The 16029-nt window shown below is 72.8% G+C and carries 16 protein-coding genes and 3 tRNA genes; 6 read left to right on the forward strand and 13 right to left on the reverse strand.

Annotated features, from left to right (window positions below; genetic code table 11):
• Positions 1 to 22 precede the first annotated feature (22 nt).
• Positions 23 to 95 (reverse strand) — tRNA-Trp (locus AB0E62_RS16835).
• 261 nt (positions 96 to 356) lie between these two features.
• On the opposite strand from AB0E62_RS16835, the gene AB0E62_RS16840 reads away from it, so the two are divergent.
• Together AB0E62_RS16840 and AB0E62_RS16845 are read left to right on the forward strand one after the other, a co-directional pair.
• Positions 357 to 1583, forward strand: a complete 1227-nt coding sequence (locus AB0E62_RS16840; protein WP_362193367.1) for a pyridoxal phosphate-dependent aminotransferase — start codon at positions 357 to 359, stop codon at positions 1581 to 1583.
• 127 nt (positions 1584 to 1710) lie between these two features.
• Positions 1711 to 2751, forward strand: a complete 1041-nt coding sequence (locus AB0E62_RS16845; protein ID WP_362193370.1) for an adenosine deaminase — start codon at positions 1711 to 1713, stop codon at positions 2749 to 2751.
• Between the two features lie 75 nt (positions 2752 to 2826).
• On the opposite strand, the gene AB0E62_RS16850 is transcribed toward AB0E62_RS16845, so the two are convergent.
• Positions 2827 to 3450, reverse strand: a complete 624-nt coding sequence (locus AB0E62_RS16850) for a helix-turn-helix domain-containing protein (protein ID WP_362193373.1) — start codon at positions 3448 to 3450, stop codon at positions 2827 to 2829.
• Positions 3451 to 3564: 114 nt separating this feature from the next.
• On the opposite strand from AB0E62_RS16850, the gene AB0E62_RS16855 reads away from it, so the two are divergent.
• Complete coding sequence (locus AB0E62_RS16855; protein WP_362193376.1) at positions 3565 to 4197, forward strand: NAD(P)H-binding protein; 633 nt, start codon at positions 3565 to 3567, stop codon at positions 4195 to 4197.
• Between the two features lie 30 nt (positions 4198 to 4227).
• On the opposite strand, the gene AB0E62_RS16860 is transcribed toward AB0E62_RS16855, so the two are convergent.
• From AB0E62_RS16860 to AB0E62_RS16895, 8 genes are all read right to left on the reverse strand, one after another.
• Positions 4228 to 5283, reverse strand: coding sequence for a UDP-N-acetylmuramate dehydrogenase (locus tag AB0E62_RS16860; RefSeq protein WP_362193379.1), 1056 nt, complete (start codon positions 5281 to 5283; stop codon positions 4228 to 4230).
• A gap of 239 nt (positions 5284 to 5522) precedes the next feature.
• Positions 5523 to 6932 carry a DHA2 family efflux MFS transporter permease subunit gene (locus AB0E62_RS16865; RefSeq protein WP_362193382.1) on the reverse strand — a complete coding sequence of 470 codons (1410 nt, stop codon included), beginning with the start codon at positions 6930 to 6932 and terminating at the stop codon, positions 5523 to 5525.
• A gap of 293 nt (positions 6933 to 7225) precedes the next feature.
• A complete protein-coding gene (locus tag AB0E62_RS16870) occupies positions 7226 to 7798 on the reverse strand; it encodes a TetR/AcrR family transcriptional regulator (RefSeq protein ID WP_362193385.1) in 573 nt (190 codons plus the stop codon).
• Positions 7799 to 8027: 229 nt separating this feature from the next.
• Entirely contained in the window at positions 8028 to 8456 is a 429-nt protein-coding gene (locus AB0E62_RS16875) for a MaoC family dehydratase (protein ID WP_362193388.1), read from the reverse strand.
• A gap of 7 nt (positions 8457 to 8463) precedes the next feature.
• Positions 8464 to 8916, reverse strand: coding sequence for a MaoC family dehydratase N-terminal domain-containing protein (locus AB0E62_RS16880; RefSeq protein ID WP_362193391.1), 453 nt, complete (start codon positions 8914 to 8916; stop codon positions 8464 to 8466).
• A gap of 168 nt (positions 8917 to 9084) precedes the next feature.
• The gene (gene rpmG, locus AB0E62_RS16885) at positions 9085 to 9249 is read right to left on the reverse strand and encodes a 50S ribosomal protein L33 (protein WP_003948671.1); all 165 of its coding nucleotides are present in this window, start codon (positions 9247 to 9249) and stop codon (positions 9085 to 9087) included.
• A 90-nt stretch (positions 9250 to 9339) separates the two neighbouring features.
• Positions 9340 to 9412 (reverse strand) — tRNA-Met (locus AB0E62_RS16890).
• A 46-nt stretch (positions 9413 to 9458) separates the two neighbouring features.
• A tRNA-Thr gene (locus AB0E62_RS16895) sits at positions 9459 to 9531 on the reverse strand.
• A gap of 291 nt (positions 9532 to 9822) precedes the next feature.
• Between AB0E62_RS16895 and AB0E62_RS16900 the strand changes: the two genes are divergently transcribed.
• Together AB0E62_RS16900 and AB0E62_RS16905 are read left to right on the forward strand one after the other, a co-directional pair.
• Positions 9823 to 11115 (forward strand): amidohydrolase family protein, encoded by a 1293-nt coding sequence (locus AB0E62_RS16900; RefSeq protein ID WP_362193394.1) that lies wholly within the window; start codon positions 9823 to 9825, stop codon positions 11113 to 11115.
• A gap of 120 nt (positions 11116 to 11235) precedes the next feature.
• Positions 11236 to 11892, forward strand: a complete 657-nt coding sequence (locus tag AB0E62_RS16905; RefSeq protein WP_362193397.1) for an SDR family oxidoreductase — start codon at positions 11236 to 11238, stop codon at positions 11890 to 11892.
• A 17-nt stretch (positions 11893 to 11909) separates the two neighbouring features.
• Here the strand turns inward: AB0E62_RS16905 and AB0E62_RS16910 are convergent, their stop codons facing one another.
• The 3 genes from AB0E62_RS16910 to AB0E62_RS16920 form a co-directional block, all read right to left on the reverse strand.
• On the reverse strand, positions 11910 to 12122 hold the full coding sequence (locus tag AB0E62_RS16910) for a hypothetical protein (protein ID WP_362193400.1): 213 nt from the start codon (positions 12120 to 12122) through the stop codon (positions 11910 to 11912).
• Between the two features lie 114 nt (positions 12123 to 12236).
• Positions 12237 to 12461, reverse strand: a complete 225-nt coding sequence (locus tag AB0E62_RS16915) for a hypothetical protein (RefSeq protein WP_362193403.1) — start codon at positions 12459 to 12461, stop codon at positions 12237 to 12239.
• Positions 12462 to 12538: 77 nt separating this feature from the next.
• The gene (locus AB0E62_RS16920; protein WP_362193406.1) at positions 12539 to 13264 is read right to left on the reverse strand and encodes a class I SAM-dependent methyltransferase; all 726 of its coding nucleotides are present in this window, start codon (positions 13262 to 13264) and stop codon (positions 12539 to 12541) included.
• A gap of 91 nt (positions 13265 to 13355) precedes the next feature.
• Here AB0E62_RS16920 and AB0E62_RS16925 point away from each other — a divergent pair, with 91 nt between their 5' ends.
• Complete coding sequence (locus AB0E62_RS16925; RefSeq protein WP_362193409.1) at positions 13356 to 15968, forward strand: SpoIIE family protein phosphatase; 2613 nt, start codon at positions 13356 to 13358, stop codon at positions 15966 to 15968.
• Positions 15969 to 16029 lie beyond the last annotated feature (61 nt).

Raw genomic sequence — 16029 nt, forward strand, 5'->3', positions numbered from 1 at the left:
CACATCCTGGCGGTGTGTGTAGCAGGGCCGGAGGGACTTGAACCCCCAACCGCCGGTTTTGGAGACCGGTGCTCTACCAATTGAGCTACGACCCTTTGTGTGTCCCCCAACGTACCGCATCCGACCGGGTGCCCGATGTGCACCGGCTCGACGGCGGCCGCCCGAAGGCCAACGAGGTGAGAGTGTACGTGGTCCGGGGCCCGGCGTCGAACAGAAAGTGCCCGTCGGGACCGCGGATAGGAAGATCGTCCAGGCCGGAGGCCGGATTCGGATCCGTGTTCACCCCTCGGCCCCTGACCGTTCAGTCTGTGAAACCCGTGTGCCGGGGGCATTTCCGGTCTGGAACGATGGGCCGCATGAGCGCTGCAACCCCTCCCACCGAGCGCCGGGTCTCCGCCCGAGTCGGCGCGATCTCCGAGTCCGCGACCCTCGCCGTCGACGCCAAGGCCAAGGCCCTGAAGGCCGCCGGGCGTCCGGTGATCGGCTTCGGCGCCGGTGAGCCCGACTTCCCGACCCCGGACTACATCGTCGAGGCGGCCGTCGAGGCCTGCAAGAACCCCAAGTACCACCGCTACACCCCGGCCGGCGGCCTGCCCGAGCTGAAGGCCGCGCTGGCCGCCAAGACGCTGCGCGACTCCGGCTGGGAGCCCGACGTCTCCCAGATCCTGGTGACCAACGGCGGCAAGCAGGCCATCTACGAGGCCTTCGCCGCGATCCTCGACCCGGGCGACGAGGTCATCGTCCCGGCGCCGTACTGGACGACGTACCCGGAGTCCATCCGCCTGGCCGGCGGTGTCCCGGTGGAGGTCGTCGCCGACGAGACCACCGGCTACCGGGTCTCGGTGGAGCAGCTGGAGGCGGCGCGCACGGAGCGGACGAAGGTCGTCCTGTTCGTCTCCCCGTCCAACCCCACCGGCGCGGTCTACACCGAGGCCGAGACCGAGGCGATCGGCCGCTGGGCCCTCGAGCACGGCCTGTGGGTGCTCACCGACGAGATCTACGAGCACCTGGTCTACGGCGACGCCGCCGCGGTGTCCCTGCCGGCGCTGCTGCCCGAGCTGCGCGACAAGTGCATCGTGGTCAACGGCGTGGCGAAGACGTACGCCATGACCGGCTGGCGGGTGGGCTGGGTCATCGGCCCGAAGGACGTCGTCAAGGCCGCGACGAACCTCCAGTCGCACGCCACCTCCAACGTCTCCAACGTGGCCCAGGCGGCCGCCCTGGCCGCCGTCTCGGGCGGCCTGGAGGCGGTGGCGAAGATGCGCGAGGCGTTCGACCGGCGCCGCAGGACCATCGTGCGGATGCTCAACGAGATCGACGGCGTGGTCTGCCCGGAGCCCGAGGGCGCGTTCTACGTCTACCCCTCGGTCAAGGCGCTGCTCGGCAAGGAGATCCGCGGCAAGCGCCCGCAGGACACCGTCGAGCTGGCCGCGCTGATCCTGGAGGAGGCCGAGGTCGCGGTCGTCCCGGGCGAGGCGTTCGGCACGCCGGGCTACCTGCGGCTGTCCTACGCGCTCGGCGACGAGGACCTGGCCGAGGGCGTGAGCCGCATCCAGAAGCTGCTGGCCGAGGCGCGGGACTAGTTCCCGGCCGCCACGCGCGCGTGCGGGCCGTCTCCCTGCGGGGAGGCGGCCCGTTCTGGTGTACGAGCGAGCCCACCTCCGGTGAAACGGCTACCCGGAAGGCGGTGGTGTACGGCAGGATCTGGGAATGGAGCGTGTACGTGATCTCTCTGAGCTGCCGAAAGCCCATCTGCACCTGCACTTCACCGGATCGATGCGACCAGAGACCGTGCTGGAGCTGGCCGACAAGTACGGCGTACGGCTGCCCGACACGCTGAGGGACGCCCTAGTCAGCGGTGAGTCGCCCCGGCTGCGCGCCACGGACGAGCGGGGCTGGTTCCGTTTCCAGCGGCTGTACGACGCGGCCCGCTCCTGCCTGCGCGCCCCGGAGGACATCCAGCGCCTGGTCCGGGAGGCCGCGGAGGAGGACCTGAAGGACGGCTCGGGCTGGCTGGAGATCCAGGTCGACCCGACGTCGTACGCGCCCCGGCTGGGCGGGCTGATCCCGGCCATGGAGGTCATCCTGGACGCGGTCGACACGACGTCCCGGGACACCGGCCTCGGCATGCGCGTCCTGGTCGCCGCGAACCGGATGAAGCACCCGCTGGAGGCGCGCACGCTGGCCCGGCTGGCGGTGCGGTACGCGGACCGGGGCGTGGTCGGCTTCGGGCTCTCCAACGACGAGCGGCGGGGCATGGCGCGGGACTTCGACCGGGCCTTCCACATCGCGCGCGAGGGCGGTCTGCTGTCGGCCCCGCACGGCGGCGAGCTGACCGGCCCGGCGTCGGTCCGCGACTGCCTGGACGACCTGCACGCCGCGCGGATCGGGCACGGCGTACGGGCCGCCGAGGATCCCCGGCTGCTGAAGCGGCTGGCCGACCGGGGCGTGACCTGCGAGGTGTGCCCGGCCTCGAACGTGGCGCTCGGCGTGTACGAGAAGCCGCAGGACGTGCCGCTGCGCACCCTCTTCGAGGCGGGGGTGCCGATGGCGCTCGGCGCGGACGACCCGCTGCTGTTCGGCTCCCGGCTGGCCGCGCAGTACGAGTTCGCCCGGCACGCCCACGGCTTCTCGGACGCGGAGCTGGCGGAACTGGCCCGGCAGTCGGTACGGGGCTCGGCCGCGCCGGAGGAGGTCAAGGAGCGGCTGCTGGCGGGCGTGGACGACTGGCTGACCCGTCCGGCCGCCTAGCCGGGCCGGCCGGGGCCGGGGGCGCCTGGAGCGGTGTGGTGGGCTCCGGGGTCACCTTCGGGGTCGTCTCCGGGGTCACCCGGCGGGCTCGTGGGAGGGCCCGATGCCGCCGAGCAGGGTCCGTACGAGCCGGGTGGCGAACTCGTCCACCGGTGGCCGCTGCCCGGTCTCGGTGGCGTCGTAGGCGAAGGCCCGCTGGGCGCAGGCGCCCAGGAGGAGCGAGGCGGCGGCGTAGGTGTCGGCGTCGGCGCGGACCCGGCCGGCCGCCTGTTCGGCGCGGAGGTAGGCGTCCAGGCCCTGGATGGGCAGGTGCGGGCCGGAGCCGAGGGCGCGCAGGGTGTCGTCGTGGCGCCGCTTGAGCTGTGTCTCGGCGTACAGAGAGGCGACGATCGGGAAACTGTGCTCGTAGAAGAGCGCGGCCTGGCGGGCGATCTCGGTGAGGTTCTCCTCCAGGGTGGCCCCGCCCGGTGCGGCGGCGAGGCTGCCGAGCAGCGGGGTGAGCCGGGGCAGCCGCTCTGTGAGGACCCGTACGAACAGCTCCTCCTTGCTGTCGAAGTACTTGTAGAGGGCCGCTTCGGAGCAGCCGGCCGCGCGGGCGATCTCCTTGGTGGTGGCGCGGGCGAGCCCGAGGGTGAGCATCAGCTCGTGTGCGGCGTCGAGGATGCGCACACGCGCGGGCTTCGTCTCCACGGGCTCCATGGAACTCCTAATCGGCCTTGACGGATGAGTAAGTGATTACTCACTCTAGGAGGCACGTAGGTGAGTGAGCACTCACCCACCTTGGGCGCCACTCGGGAATCGGGGAAGGTCACCATGAAGCTCACTGTTTTCGGCGCCACCGGGGGGACCGGCCGGGAGCTGGTCCGCCAGGCCCTGGACGCCGGTCACGAGGTCACGGCGGTCGTGCGGGACCCCGCCCGGCTCCCGGTGTCCGGGGACCGCCTGGAGGTCGTCCGCAGCGGCCTCAAGGACCCGGAGGAGCTGCGCGCCGCCGTCCGGGGCCGGTACGCCGTCCTGTCCGGCCTGGGGCCGCGCGGACGCAAGGCCGACGGGGTGACCGCCCGGCTCACCCGTACGATCACCCGCGCCATGGAGGCGGAGGGCGTGCGCCGGCTGCTGGTGGTCAGCGCCGCACCGGTCGGCCCGGCCCCCGAGCACGACAACCCCCTGGACCGCGGGGTGCGGAGCATCGTGTCGGCGCTCCTGAAGGACGTCTACGCCGACCTGCGCGAGATGGAGGCCGGCCTGGCCCGCAGCGACACCGACTGGACGTGCGTACGGCCGCCGCGGCTCCAGGACAAGCCGCTCACCGGCCGCTACCGCACGGTGATCGGCGGCTCCCCGTCCCGGTCCCGCTTCCTCGCGCGCGCGGACGTCGCGCACGCGATGCTGTCCATGATCGACGCCAAGGAGACCGTGCGGCAGGGCGTCGGAGTGGCGTACTGATCCGGTACGCCACCACCTCGAGGGCCGTCGTTACAGGCTCACGCCCACGGTCACCGGCTCGTTGACGAGCGTGACCCCGAAGGCCTCACGGACCCCGGCGACCACCTCGCGGGCCAGGGCGAGCAGGTCCTCCGTGGTGGCCTCGCCCCGGTTGGTGAGGGCGAGGGTGTGCTTGGTGGAGATGCGGGCGGGGCCGGCGCCGTAGCCCTTCGTGAAGCCCGCCTTGTCGATCAGCCAGGCCGCGGACGTCTTCGTACGGCCCTCCCCCGCCGGGTAGGCGGGCGGTTCGACACCGTCGCCGAGCCGCTCGCGCACGCGCGCGCGGAAGGCGGCGAACTGGTCGTCGGTGAGGATCGGGTTGGTGAAGAAGGACCCGGCGGACCAAGTGTCGTGGTCCTCGGGGTCCAGCACCATGCCCTTCCCGGCGCGCAGCTTCAGCACGGTCTCGCGGGCGTCGGCGAGGGGCACCCGGTCGCCGGTCGCCACCCCGAGCGCGCGGGCGGTCTCGGCGTACTTCAGCGGCGCGGACAGCCCGCCCGCGTCCTCCAGACCGAAACGGACCCGGAGCACCACATAGCGTTCCGGATCGGCCTTGAAGCGGCTGTGCCGGTACGAGAAGGCGCACTCCTCGTTCGTGAGGGTGACGGTCTCGCCGGCCCGGCGGTCGTACGCGATCACCTCCGTGATCGTCGAGGAGACCTCCTGGCCGTAGGCACCGACGTTCTGGATCGGCGTGGCGCCCGCGGAGCCGGGGATGCCGGCCAGGCACTCGATCCCGGCGAGCCCGGCCTCCACGGTGCGGGCGACGGCGTCGCTCCAGACCTCGCCGGCCGCCAGCTCCAGCGTGGTGCCGCGCAGTTCGACCCCTCGCGTGGCGATGCGCAGCGCGGTGCCGTCGAACCCCTTGTCGCCGATGACCAGGTTCGAGCCGCCGCCGATGACCAGCAGCGGCGTCCCGCTGTCGTCGGCCTCGCGCACCGCGGCGATCACCTCGGCGTCGGTGCCGGCCGTGACCAGCCGGGTCGCGGGACCGCCCAGCCGGAAGGTGGTCAGCGGGGCAAGGGGGGCGTCGTGGAGTACCTGCACGGGCCAAGCGTACGAGACGTGACCGAGGGAGCCGGGCACGCGGCCGGGCACGTGAGGATCACCTGCCTTCGGGGAGGCCGGGCACATGGGGATCGCCTGCGTTGGGGGACGCCCGCGTTGGGGATCGCCTGCGTTGGGGGACGCCTGCGTTGGGGGACGCCTGCGTTGGGGGACGCCTGAGACGCGCGCGTGGACCGGGGTCGTCCGCGGGTCCACGCGCGCGTGCTCGGTGCCGCCGGTCAGCGGGAGGCGGTTTCCAGGGCCGGGGCCGGGCCCGGTCCGGCCGCCGTGGTGGCCGGGACCGCGCGCCGGCGGCCCGGGACCAGCAGGGCGGCGACCGCGGCCAGGGCGACCACCGCGGCGCCGGTGACCAGAGCCGGCCGCAGTCCGTCCACGAAGCTCTGGGCGGACTCGTAGCCGCCCCGCGCGGAGAAGATCGACGACATGACGGCGATGCCGAGCGCGCCGCCCACCTCGCGCAGGGCGTTGTTCGCGCCGGAGGCGATGCCCTGTTCCTGCGGACGGACGCTGGACATGACCAGGTGGGCGGCCGGTGCGAAGTACAGGGCCATGCCGACGCCGTTGAGGATGAGGGCGGGCAGTTGGACGGCGTAGGAGGCGTCGGCGGTGGCCACCAGGGCCAGGTAGCCGAGGCCGGCGGCCTGGAGGAACAGACCCGTGGCGACGACCGGGCGGCCGCCGACGCGGTCGGCGAGGAACCCGGCGACGGGCGCCACCAGCATCGGCATGCCGGTCCACGGCAGCAGCCGGAGCCCCGCCTCGGTCGGCGAGTAGCCGAGGACGCCCTGCATGTACTGGCTGAGCAGGAAGATCGAGCCGAACATGCCGACGAACATCAGCAGGCTGGCCGCGTTGATGCCGGAGAAGGCGCGGGAGCGGAACAGCCGCATCGGCAGCATGGGCGCGGCGGCGCGGGAGCTGTAGCCGACGAAACCCGCGAGGAGCACGCCGGCGGCGGTCAGCGCGGTCAGCACCACGGAGTCGGTCCAGCCGTCCGCGGGACCCCGGACCAGGCCGTAGACGAGCCCGAAGAGTCCGCCGCTGGCGAGCAGGGTGCCGGGGACGTCGAGCCGGGCGCCGGTGCCGCGGGACTCGGTGAGGCGCATCCGGGCGAGCGGCAGCGCGGCCAGGCCGAGCGGGACGTTCAGCCAGAAGATCCAGTGCCAGGAGACGTGCTCGGTGAGGCTGCCGCCGATCAGCGGCCCGGAGGCGACGCCGAGCCCGTTCACGGCGCCCCAGATGCCGTAGACCATCCCCCGCCTGGCCGCCGGCACCGCCGCGGTCAGCAGCGTGAGCGTGAGCGGCATCATGACGGCGGCGCCGACGCCCTGCACCGCGCGGGCGGCGATCAGTGAGCCGATGCCGGGGGCCAGGGCCGCGGCGGCGGAGGCGCCGGTGAACACGGCGAGCCCCACCATGAAGAGCCGGCGGCGCCCGAAGCGGTCGCCGAGCGCGGCGCCGAACATGAGCAGCACCGCGAAGGTGAGCGTGTAGGCGCTCACGGTCCACTCCAGGTCCTCCAGGGCGCCGCCGAGGTCCTTGCGGATGGAGGGCAGGGCGGTGCTGACGACGAGGTTGTCCAGGGCCGCCATGAACCCGGCGACGCTGGTGACGAGGAGGGTCCACACGGTTCGGGAGCGTGTCGTGGTGGCGCCGGGCGGTGCGGGCGGTGTGGGCGGTGTGGGCGGTGATGTCTGCTGGGCCATTGTTCCCCCCTGGGAATGGCGAGCTAGTGATTGATAACTAACTTAGATGGTTAGTGATTGATGGCTAACTTTTGTTGTGACTGGTGGCTAGTGGTGGCGCTGGCCGAGCCACGGTTAGTGGTTGATGACTAGCTTTGAGTTAGTGACTGATGACTAACTTAGCCGCCCACGAAAAGGCACCACACGAAAAGGCAACGACGCCTTCCTGCGGACGCTCAGCCTTCCTCCTGCTGCACCTGCAGTCCGGCCGACGCGTACAGGCCCTCCCACACCCGGTGCTCCGGCGGGAACCCCATGGCCACCAGACAGTTGATGAGCATCCCGTACGCCATGAACTGGGCGGTCCCGTTCACCTCCGCGCCGAGCGGCAGGTGTACGGCATCCCACAACCGCATCCAGCCGGCACGCACCTTCTCGCCGAACTCGTGGTCGCCCTCTGCCTCGGCCGCGGAGACGGCGATGTACATCTGCATCTGCATCAGCAGCCGCTCGGGCCGCTCAGCGATGACCTTGGTGTACGCCGACGCCATGGCGTGCAGGGCGTCTTCGCCCCGCATCCCCTCCGCGGCCTCTTCGAAGGTCCGGATCGTGTCCTCCACGCAGCGTTCGGCCGCCGCGAGGAAGATCGCTTTCTTGCTCGGGAAGAGGCGGAAGAGATACGGCTGGGAGACGCCGACCAGCTTGGCGATCGCCTCCGTGGAGGTGCCGTGGTACCCGCCGCGCGCGAACTCCGCGGTCGCGGCACGGATGACGCTCTCGCGCCGCTCCTCTGCACTCATCCTGGGCATGGAAGGAAGTTAGTACTCAATAACTAACTTCGTCAAGGCGGAGACGACACGTGCTCGCCGGGCGCCTATGAGGCGCTTCCGCAGGGGGAGCGTGTCATAAGGGGCGCCTCCCGTAGGAGGAGCGACTCGTAAGGAGTGCCCTTCCGCAGGGGAGCGACTCGTGAGGGGCGCCTCCCGTGGGAGAACGCCCCCTACACCGCACCGGCACACCGCACCGGCCCCAGGCCCCTCAGGCCAGCCGTACGACCGCCCGCGACATGCCCAGCACCTTCTGGCCGGCGCTCGTCGCCGTCAGGTCCACCCGGACGGTGTGGTCGTCCAGCTTGGCGGCGACCTTGCCGCTGACCTCGATGAGCGCGCCCTGGTCGTCGTTCGGGACGACGACGGGCCGGGTGAAGCGGACGCCGTACTCCACGACCGCGCCCGGGTCACCGGTCCAGTCCGTGACCACGCGGATCGCCTCGGCCATGGTGAACATGCCGTGCGCGATGACGTCCGGCAGGCCCACCTCCTTGGCGAACTTCTCGTTCCAGTGGATCGGGTTGAAGTCCCCGGAGGCACCGGCGTAGCGCACCAGGGTGGCGCGCGTCACGGGGAAGCTCTGGGCCGGCAGCTCGGTGCCGACCTCGACGTCGTCGTACGCGATCTTCGCCGTCATCGGATCCTCACGCCTCCTCGGCCGCGCGGGCCACGAGCTTGGTCCAGGCGGTCACGACGAGTTCGCCGGACTCGTCGTGGACGTCACCGCGGATGTCCAGGATGTCGTTGCCCGCGAGGGACTTGATCGCCTCGATGGTGGAGGTGACCGTGAGCCGGTCGCCGGCGCGCACCGGGCGGGCGTAGGCGAACTTCTGGTCGCCGTGCACCACGCGGTTGTAGTCCAGGCCGAGCTGCGGGTCCTCGATGACCTGTCCGGCGGCCCGGAACGTGATGGAGAACACGAAGGTCGGCGGGGCGATCACATCGGGGTGGCCGAATTCCTTGGCGGCCTCCGGGTCGGTGTAGACCGGGTTGGTCTCGCCCACCGCTTCGGCGAACTCGCGGATCTTCTCCCGGCCCACTTCATAGGGCGCGGTGGGCGGGTAGGTCCGTCCCACGAAGGACTGGTCGAGCGCCATGGCCCGGCACCTCCTGATCTCTGCTGTGACGGCCCCAAATTAGCCGGATGCCGGTCGCGCAATGCGCACGGGACCGGAGAGGGGATGAGGGGCGCGATGAGGGACGCGTCGCGAAAACGCCGTGAGGCCGCCCCCTCGGAAGGGGACGGCCTCACGAACGAGCCTGATTTATCGCGTTTCGCGGTGCGCGGTGTGCGCGTTGCAACGCGGGCAGTGCTTCTTCATCTCAAGACGGTCCGGGTTGTTACGCCGGTTCTTCTTGGTGATGTAGTTCCGCTCCTTGCACTCCACGCAGGCCAGCGTGATCTTCGGGCGGACGTCGGTGGCAGCCACGTGAGTGCTCCTAAGACGAACGGATGGACTGGTTCAACGCAAGAAAGAGTAGCCGATCGAAGGACCGACCCCACAATCGGCTACTGTCAGTAGCGGTGACCGGACTTGAACCGGTGACACAGCGATTATGAGCCGCTTGCTCTACCGACTGAGCTACACCGCTTTGATGAGATCAGCCCCCGCCTTGCGGCGGGAACCTCTCACACCAGAGCCCCAAAACGGAATCGAACCGTTGACCTTCTCCTTACCATGGAGACGCTCTGCCGACTGAGCTATTGGGGCGAGCGATGAAGACATTACACGGTCCGCAGCCGTTCGCCCAAATCCGTATCCCGGCGCCCTCCGCGGCACCCCTCCCGGCCCGTCCGTGGCGCCCCTCCCGGCCCGTCCGCGGCGCCTCAGCCGGCCCGTCCGGCAGGGGCGGACCACGCCGGTACGACTATTGCGCTCCTGCCGGATCCGCGCGGCTCGCGAGCCTAGGCTCGACTCGCCCTGCGTGATCTTGGGGCCACCCACGCGCCCCGCGCCCTCACGCCGGCCCGCCCGAGCCCCTCCCGCCCTGCCTGGAGCGCGATGCCCGACAGCCAGCCGCAGCCGCCACCGCCGTCGAACCCGCCGGGGTCCTCGGGACCGTCCGGCCCGGCCGCCCTGCTGCTGTGCGGGGCGCGGCTGACCGACGGCCGGACCGTGGACGTACGGCTGGGTGACGGGCGCATCGAGGCGGTGGGCACCGCCGGCAGTCTCGCGCCGGGCGCGGCCCGCACGGGCGTCACACGGGTGGAGCGGGTGGAGCGGGTGGAGCGGGTGGACCTGAGCGGCTATCTGCTGCTGCCGGCCCCGGCCGAACCGCACGCCCACGGGGACACCGCGCTGTCCGCCGAACAGCCGGGCCCGGTGTCGTACGCGCCCGAGGACGTCCAGCGCCGGGCGACGGAGGCGGCCCTGCTGCACCTGGGGCTCGGAGCGACGGCGGTGCGCGCGCACGTACGAGTGGGCGACGTCCGGGGGCTCGGGGCGCTCGGCGCGGTACTGCGGGCCCGGCGGTCGCTGCGGGGGCTGGCGGACCTGACGGCGGTGGCGATGCCCCGGCTGCTGACCGGGGTGGCCGGCGCGGACGGGCTGGCGATGCTGCGGGACGCGGTGCGGATGGGCGCCTCCGTGGTGGGCGGCTGCCCCGACCTGGACCCGGACCCCGCCGGCTACGTGGAGGCGGTCCTGGAGGTGGCCTCGGAGCACGGCTGTCCGGTGGACCTGCACACCGACGCCGCCGACCCGGCCCGGCTGTCCCGGCTCGCGGCCATGGCCGGGGGTCTGCGCCCCGGCGTGACCATCGGGCCGTGCGCCGGTCTCGCGCGCCTGCCCGCCCAGCTCGCCTCGCGCACCGCCGACCGGCTCGCGGCGGCCGGCGTGACCGTGGTGTGCCTGCCCCAGGGCGGCTGCGACGGCGCCGGCCGGCGGGGTACGGCACCTGTACGGCTGCTGCGCGCGGCCGGGGTGCGGGTGGCGGCCGGCAGCGGAGCCTTGCGCGATGTCTCGAACCCCGTCGGCCGCGGCGACCCCCTGGAGGCGGCGTACCTCCTCGCGTCCGTCCACGGGGTGCGCCCCGAGGATGCCTACGACGCGGTGTCCGGCTCGGCCCGTGCGGTGCTGGGCCTGCCGGAGGTCCGGGTGGAGGCGGGCTTCCCGGCCGAGTTGCTGGCTGTGCGCGGCGACCGGCTGACCGGGGCGCTGTCCCTGGCGTACAGCCGGATCGTGGTGCACCGGGGCCGCGTGGTGGCCCGTACGAGCGCGGTGCGGGAGTACTGCCATGCGACGGGGACGGGGGAACCCGGGCTGCCCCGGCAGGGGCGCGGGGAGCTGTCGTGAGGAAGCGCCGGGCGGCGCCCGGCGGGGGCACGCGCGCGGGGACACGCTCGTCCGCGGGGCTGGTGTCACGCCGGTCAACTCGTGCGGCGGACGTGGCCCTTCGGGCGTACGGTCGGAATCATGCGCATTGTCATCGCTGGTGGTCATGGTCAGATCGCGCTGCGGCTGGAGCGGCTGCTCTCCGCGCGCGGTGACGAGGTCGCGGGGATCATCCGCAAGCCGGAGCAGGGCGACGACTTGCGGGCGGCCGGCGCCGAACCGGTCCTGCTCGACCTGGAGTCGGCCCTCGTGGAGGAGGTCGCCTCGCAACTGCGGGGCGCGGACGCTGCGGTGTTCGCGGCCGGCGCCGGTCCGGGCAGCGGCGCGGCCCGCAAGGACACGGTGGACAGGGGCGCCGCGGTGCTGTTCGCGGACGCGGCCGTCCGCGCGGGTGTGCGGCGCTTCCTGGTGGTCTCCTCGATGGGCGCGGACCCCGCGCACCAGGGAGACGAGGTCTTCGACGCGTATCTGCGCGCCAAGGGCGAGGCCGACGCGTACATCACCCGGCAGGAGGCGCTGGACTGGACGGTCCTGCGCCCGGGCGCGCTGACGGACGACCCGGGCACCGGGCTGGTCCGCATGGAGGCGCACACGGGGCGCGGACCGGTCCCCCGGGACGATGTCTCGGCCGTCCTCGCGGAACTGGTGGACACACCGGCGACGGCCGGTCTCACGCTCGAGCTGATCAGCGGTTCGACGCCGGTGTCGGTCGCGGTCAAGTCGGTGGCCGGGAACTGAGCAAGGGCCGGAGAGGCTCAGAACAGGGGCAGCTGACCGGGGAAGTCCGGTACGACGTAGCCGTCCAACGAGGGCTGGGCGGCACCGAGTTGCGCGTGCTGCCGGGAGCCGGCGCAGGAGACGAGTTCGCCGCCGGCCCGCGCCCCGGGAGGGTCGTGCCGCGCGAAGCGGCCCGCGACGACGGCGATGTCGCGGTGGCACACGGGACAGGTTCTGCGTCGGGAGGACATGCCGTTCAGTGTGCCCGCCGGGGGGCCGGGAATCGACCGGCCGCGCGCCCCCTCAGGCGCGTCCCCCGCGACCGTCGCGTCCGCGCACACGTGGCGGTGGCGGCCGGGGGAGGGTCAGGTCCGGGTCTCCGCCTCCCACCGGTCGGGGCCCACGCCGCGCCAGTCGATCAGCGGCGAGTCGGCGACCTCTTCCGGTTCGATCTCCAGCCCCGCCCGGCGCAGGAACTCCACGAGGTCCCGCACGTTGTGCGCGAGGCCGAGGATCTCGCCGTCCACCCGCACCCGGCGACCGCCGGTCGGGGACGGCAACTGCACGATGATGGGACGTTTCCCGGCCATGGCTCCAGCATCGTCCGGACCACCCGGACGCGCACCCGGGGCGGCCGCGCGGCTCACGGGCGCCGGGCCACGAAGACTCACGGGCGCCGGGCCACGAAGACGAACTCCCTTCCCGGTCTGTCGGGTGCGTCGCGGACCTCCTCCAGGGCGTAGCCGTGCGTGCGCAGGTCCCGCTCGATCTCCGCGCGCTCCCGGAAGCGCAGCGTCGAGTCCGAGGTGAGCACCCGGCCGTCCGCGGCGAAGGCGTAGCTCTGGCGGAAGGTCACCAGTTGCCCGTCCACCTCGGTCACTTCGACCCAGTACTCGACCGTGCCGGCGCCGGGGACCTCCGTCACGAAGTACGACTGCTCACGGGTCCACTCCTCCCAGCCCCGCCGGGCCGGGTCGCGGGTCTCGAAGACCAGCCGCCCGCCGGGCCGCAGCGCTTCCCGGGCCCCGCGCAGTGTCTCCTGCCACGCGTGCGGTTCGACGATGGCCTGGGCGACGTTCCCCGTCATCGTCGCCAGGTCGACCCGGAGCGGCGGCAGCCCGGTCGCGTCGCCGTGGATCCAGCGGACCCGCTCACCGCCCGCTCCGGCCCGGGCGACGTCGAGGGAAGCCCGGGCGGGATCGACGCCGACGACCTCGATCCCGCGGCCGGCCAGGAGGAGGGCGAACGCCCCGGTCCCGCAGCCGATGTCCAGCACCCGGCGGGCCCCGGACCGCTCCGCGATGCCCAGGTACGCGTCCAGGTCCGCGCGGACCGGGTGGAGCGCGTCGTAGACCGCGGCGAGCCGTGGATGCGCGAAGCAGTCGTCAGCCATGCGGAGGAACGTACGAGTGCCGGGTCCGGGGGGCGAGGGGTTTTCCGGGGCGGGCGGAGTTCATGCGGGCGGTTCTGGGCACCCAGCGGGTATGAGCAGCCCGATTCCACCGGGAGCGCCGGCGCGGCGGCTGTCTCCGGCGCCGGAGAACGTCGCGGTGGCCCGGAGGTTCGTACGGTCGGTGCTGGGCGGTCTCGTGCCGGACGTGGTGGACACCGCCGAGTTGCTGACCGGCGAGCTGGTGACCAACGCGGTCGTGCACGCGCGCACCGAGATCGAGGTGGAGGCCTGGGCCGTCGACGGCCAGGCCCATGTGCGGGTCAGCGACCGCCGCCCGGACAGCGGGCTGGTGCCGCACGTCCGTCACCTGTACGCCTGCACCGGCAGGGGCCTCGCCCTGGTCGAGGACCTGGCCACCGTGCACGGGGTCCACAGCGGGGCGGACCGCAAGACGGTCTGGTTCGAGGTGTGGCCCGAGGCACCGGCGCCGCCGGCGTCCGCGTGGGAGTGCGTGGCGCCGCCCGGCATGACCGTCACCGTGACGCTGAACGACGTCCCGTACACCCTCTACCGGGCGGCCCAGCAGCAGTGGGAGGGGCTGCTGCGCGAACTGTTCCTCGTCCAGGCCGGCCCCTCCCGGGCCGGGGTGCGCCCGGCGGACCTCGCCGTCGCCCAGGACACGAGCAGCATGATCTGCGCCTCCATGACGGCGGCGGTGGAGCAGGAGACCCTGGACAGTTCGACGCTCTCCCTGCTGGTGGGGTTCGCGGCGGACGCGGCGCCCCGTGTCGAGACGCTGCGCCGGGTCCTCGACGCCGCCGACGCGGCGGCGCAGCAGGGAAGCCTGCTCACCCTGCCCGCCCTTCCCCACATCCGGGCCTTCCGGCACTGGCTGCTCGACCAGATCACCGGTCAGCTGCCCGGCGGGCATCCCACCTCCTGGACCCAGGTCACCGGCGCCCCGGGCACCAGCCCGACGGATCTGGCGCCCTGGGACGCGAGCGAGGTGGAGACGGCCCTGGTGCCGACCGTCGCGGCCGACGACGGCAACCGGATCGTCGCGGTCAACGACGCCGCCTCCAGCCTGCTCGGCTGGCCGGCGCACGAACTGGTCGGCCGGCGGCTGACCGTGCTCATGCCCGAGCACCTGCGCCACCGCCATGTGACGGCCTTCACCTCGCTGCTGCTCACCGGCGAGTCCCGCATCCTGGGCCGTCCGATACCGGTTCCCGCGCTGCACCGGGACGGCCGGGTGATCCCCATCCGCCTCACCATCCAGACGCAGGAGGCGATCGACGGGCGGACCGTGTTCGTCGCCCAGCTGTCCATGACGACGGCTCCCCCGGTCCCGCCGGAGGCCCCCGAGGACGGCCGGGCCGCCACCCGGCCGGCCCCGGTGCACCTGCCGGCCAGCAGCAAGAAGGCGAAGACGGTGAGCATGGAGACGGTGGCGCCCGAGTGGCTGTCCCTGTTCGCCGACACCGGCATCGCGCTGACCAGCAGCCTCGATCCGGACGAGCGGCTGCGGCGGGTGTGCCAGGTGCTGACCCGGAGCCTGGCCGACTGGTGCGTGGCGGACCTCGTCGACGAGCACGGGCGGCCGGAGCGGGTCTGCGTCGTCCACCGCGATCCCCGGGTACGGGTGCCCGAGGCGCACCTCGGCCCGCTCCCGCCCGCGTCCGAGGACACCCAGGGCTCGCTGCACCGGGTGCTGCGCGGGGCCGGCCCGTTGCTGGTCACCGACGTCTGCCCGGCCGGCGACCCGCCGAGCCCCCTGGACGCCCGGCAACGGGAGCTGGCCGCGCGGCTGGGCGCCGGCAGCGCGGTCGTCGCCCCGCTGCGGGCCCAGCGCGAGGTCTTCGGCGCCCTCACCATGGTCCGTACCGGGGCCGGGAACCCGTTCACCAAGGAAGACGTCCCCCTGATCTCGGAGCTGGTCCGTGCCGTCGCGCTCGGGGTGGACAACGCCCGGCTGCACCAGTACGCCCGCTCCAACGCCGAACAGCTCCAGCGCGCGCTGCTGCCCGAGCTGCCCCGTCCCGAACACCTGGAACTGACCGCACGCTATGTGCCCTCCAGCACCACGGCCGAGGTCGGCGGCGACTGGTACGACGCCTTCACGCTGCCCGACGGCGACATCACGCTGGTCATCGGGGACGTGTCCGGTCACGATCTCCAGGCGGCCGTCGCCATGAGCGCCCTGCGCAACATGCTGCGCGGTATCGCCGTGGACCGCCAGGAACCGCCCGGCGAGGTCCTGCGCCGCCTGGACCTGGCGAGCCAGACCCTGAACTCGCAGTCCACCGCCACGTGCATCTACGGCGTCGTCAAGACCGACGGCCGTACGACGTACCTGCACCACTCCTCCGCCGGCCATCTGCCGCCCCTGCTGACCAGCCGGGAGGGCGGGACGCGGTACCTGGACGCGGGCCGGGGCCTGCTGATCGGGATGGACCCGGGGCTGCCCCGCCGATCGGCCTGGGAACTGCTGCCGCCCCGGTCCACGCTGCTGTTCTTCACCGACGGGCTCATCGAACGCCGCGGGGAATCGCTCGACGACGCCATGCACAGGCTCCGCCGGGCCGCCGCTGCCCAGGCCCGGGCCCCGCTGGACGTCTTCTGCGACGAACTGATCCTCAAGTTCGGCCGCGACACCACCGACGACATCGCCCTGCTCGCCCTGCGCCCCGGTCCGCCGGCCTGACCCGGGTACGACGAGAGCCCCGTGACCTGCGTATCACAGGTCACGGGGCTCTCGTTCCCGT

Source organism: Streptomyces sp. NPDC038707 (genome assembly GCF_040636485.1).
GTDB lineage: Bacteria > Actinomycetota > Actinomycetes > Streptomycetales > Streptomycetaceae > Streptomyces.

Excerpts from the sequence above, each read along its gene's own strand:
- AB0E62_RS16845 (WP_362193370.1), top strand. The coding sequence starts at position 1,711 with ATGGAGCGTGTACGTGATCTCTCTGAGCTGCCGAAAGCCCATCTGCAC.
- AB0E62_RS16905 (WP_362193397.1), top strand. The coding sequence starts at position 11,236 with ATGCGCATTGTCATCGCTGGTGGTCATGGTCAGATCGCGCTGCGGCTG.
- AB0E62_RS16875 (WP_362193388.1), bottom strand. The coding sequence starts at position 8,456 with ATGACGGCGAAGATCGCGTACGACGACGTCGAGGTCGGCACCGAGCTG.
- AB0E62_RS16850 (WP_362193373.1), bottom strand. The coding sequence starts at position 3,450 with ATGGAGCCCGTGGAGACGAAGCCCGCGCGTGTGCGCATCCTCGACGCC.
- AB0E62_RS16920 (WP_362193406.1), bottom strand. The coding sequence starts at position 13,264 with ATGGCTGACGACTGCTTCGCGCATCCACGGCTCGCCGCGGTCTACGAC.
- AB0E62_RS16910 (WP_362193400.1), bottom strand. The coding sequence starts at position 12,122 with ATGTCCTCCCGACGCAGAACCTGTCCCGTGTGCCACCGCGACATCGCC.
- AB0E62_RS16855 (WP_362193376.1), top strand. The coding sequence starts at position 3,565 with ATGAAGCTCACTGTTTTCGGCGCCACCGGGGGGACCGGCCGGGAGCTG.
- AB0E62_RS16900 (WP_362193394.1), top strand. The coding sequence starts at position 9,823 with ATGCCCGACAGCCAGCCGCAGCCGCCACCGCCGTCGAACCCGCCGGGG.
- AB0E62_RS16840 (WP_362193367.1), top strand. The coding sequence starts at position 357 with ATGAGCGCTGCAACCCCTCCCACCGAGCGCCGGGTCTCCGCCCGAGTC.
- AB0E62_RS16925 (WP_362193409.1), top strand. The coding sequence starts at position 13,356 with ATGAGCAGCCCGATTCCACCGGGAGCGCCGGCGCGGCGGCTGTCTCCG.
- AB0E62_RS16870 (WP_362193385.1), bottom strand. The coding sequence starts at position 7,798 with ATGCCCAGGATGAGTGCAGAGGAGCGGCGCGAGAGCGTCATCCGTGCC.
- AB0E62_RS16880 (WP_362193391.1), bottom strand. The coding sequence starts at position 8,916 with ATGGCGCTCGACCAGTCCTTCGTGGGACGGACCTACCCGCCCACCGCG.
- AB0E62_RS16915 (WP_362193403.1), bottom strand. The coding sequence starts at position 12,461 with ATGGCCGGGAAACGTCCCATCATCGTGCAGTTGCCGTCCCCGACCGGC.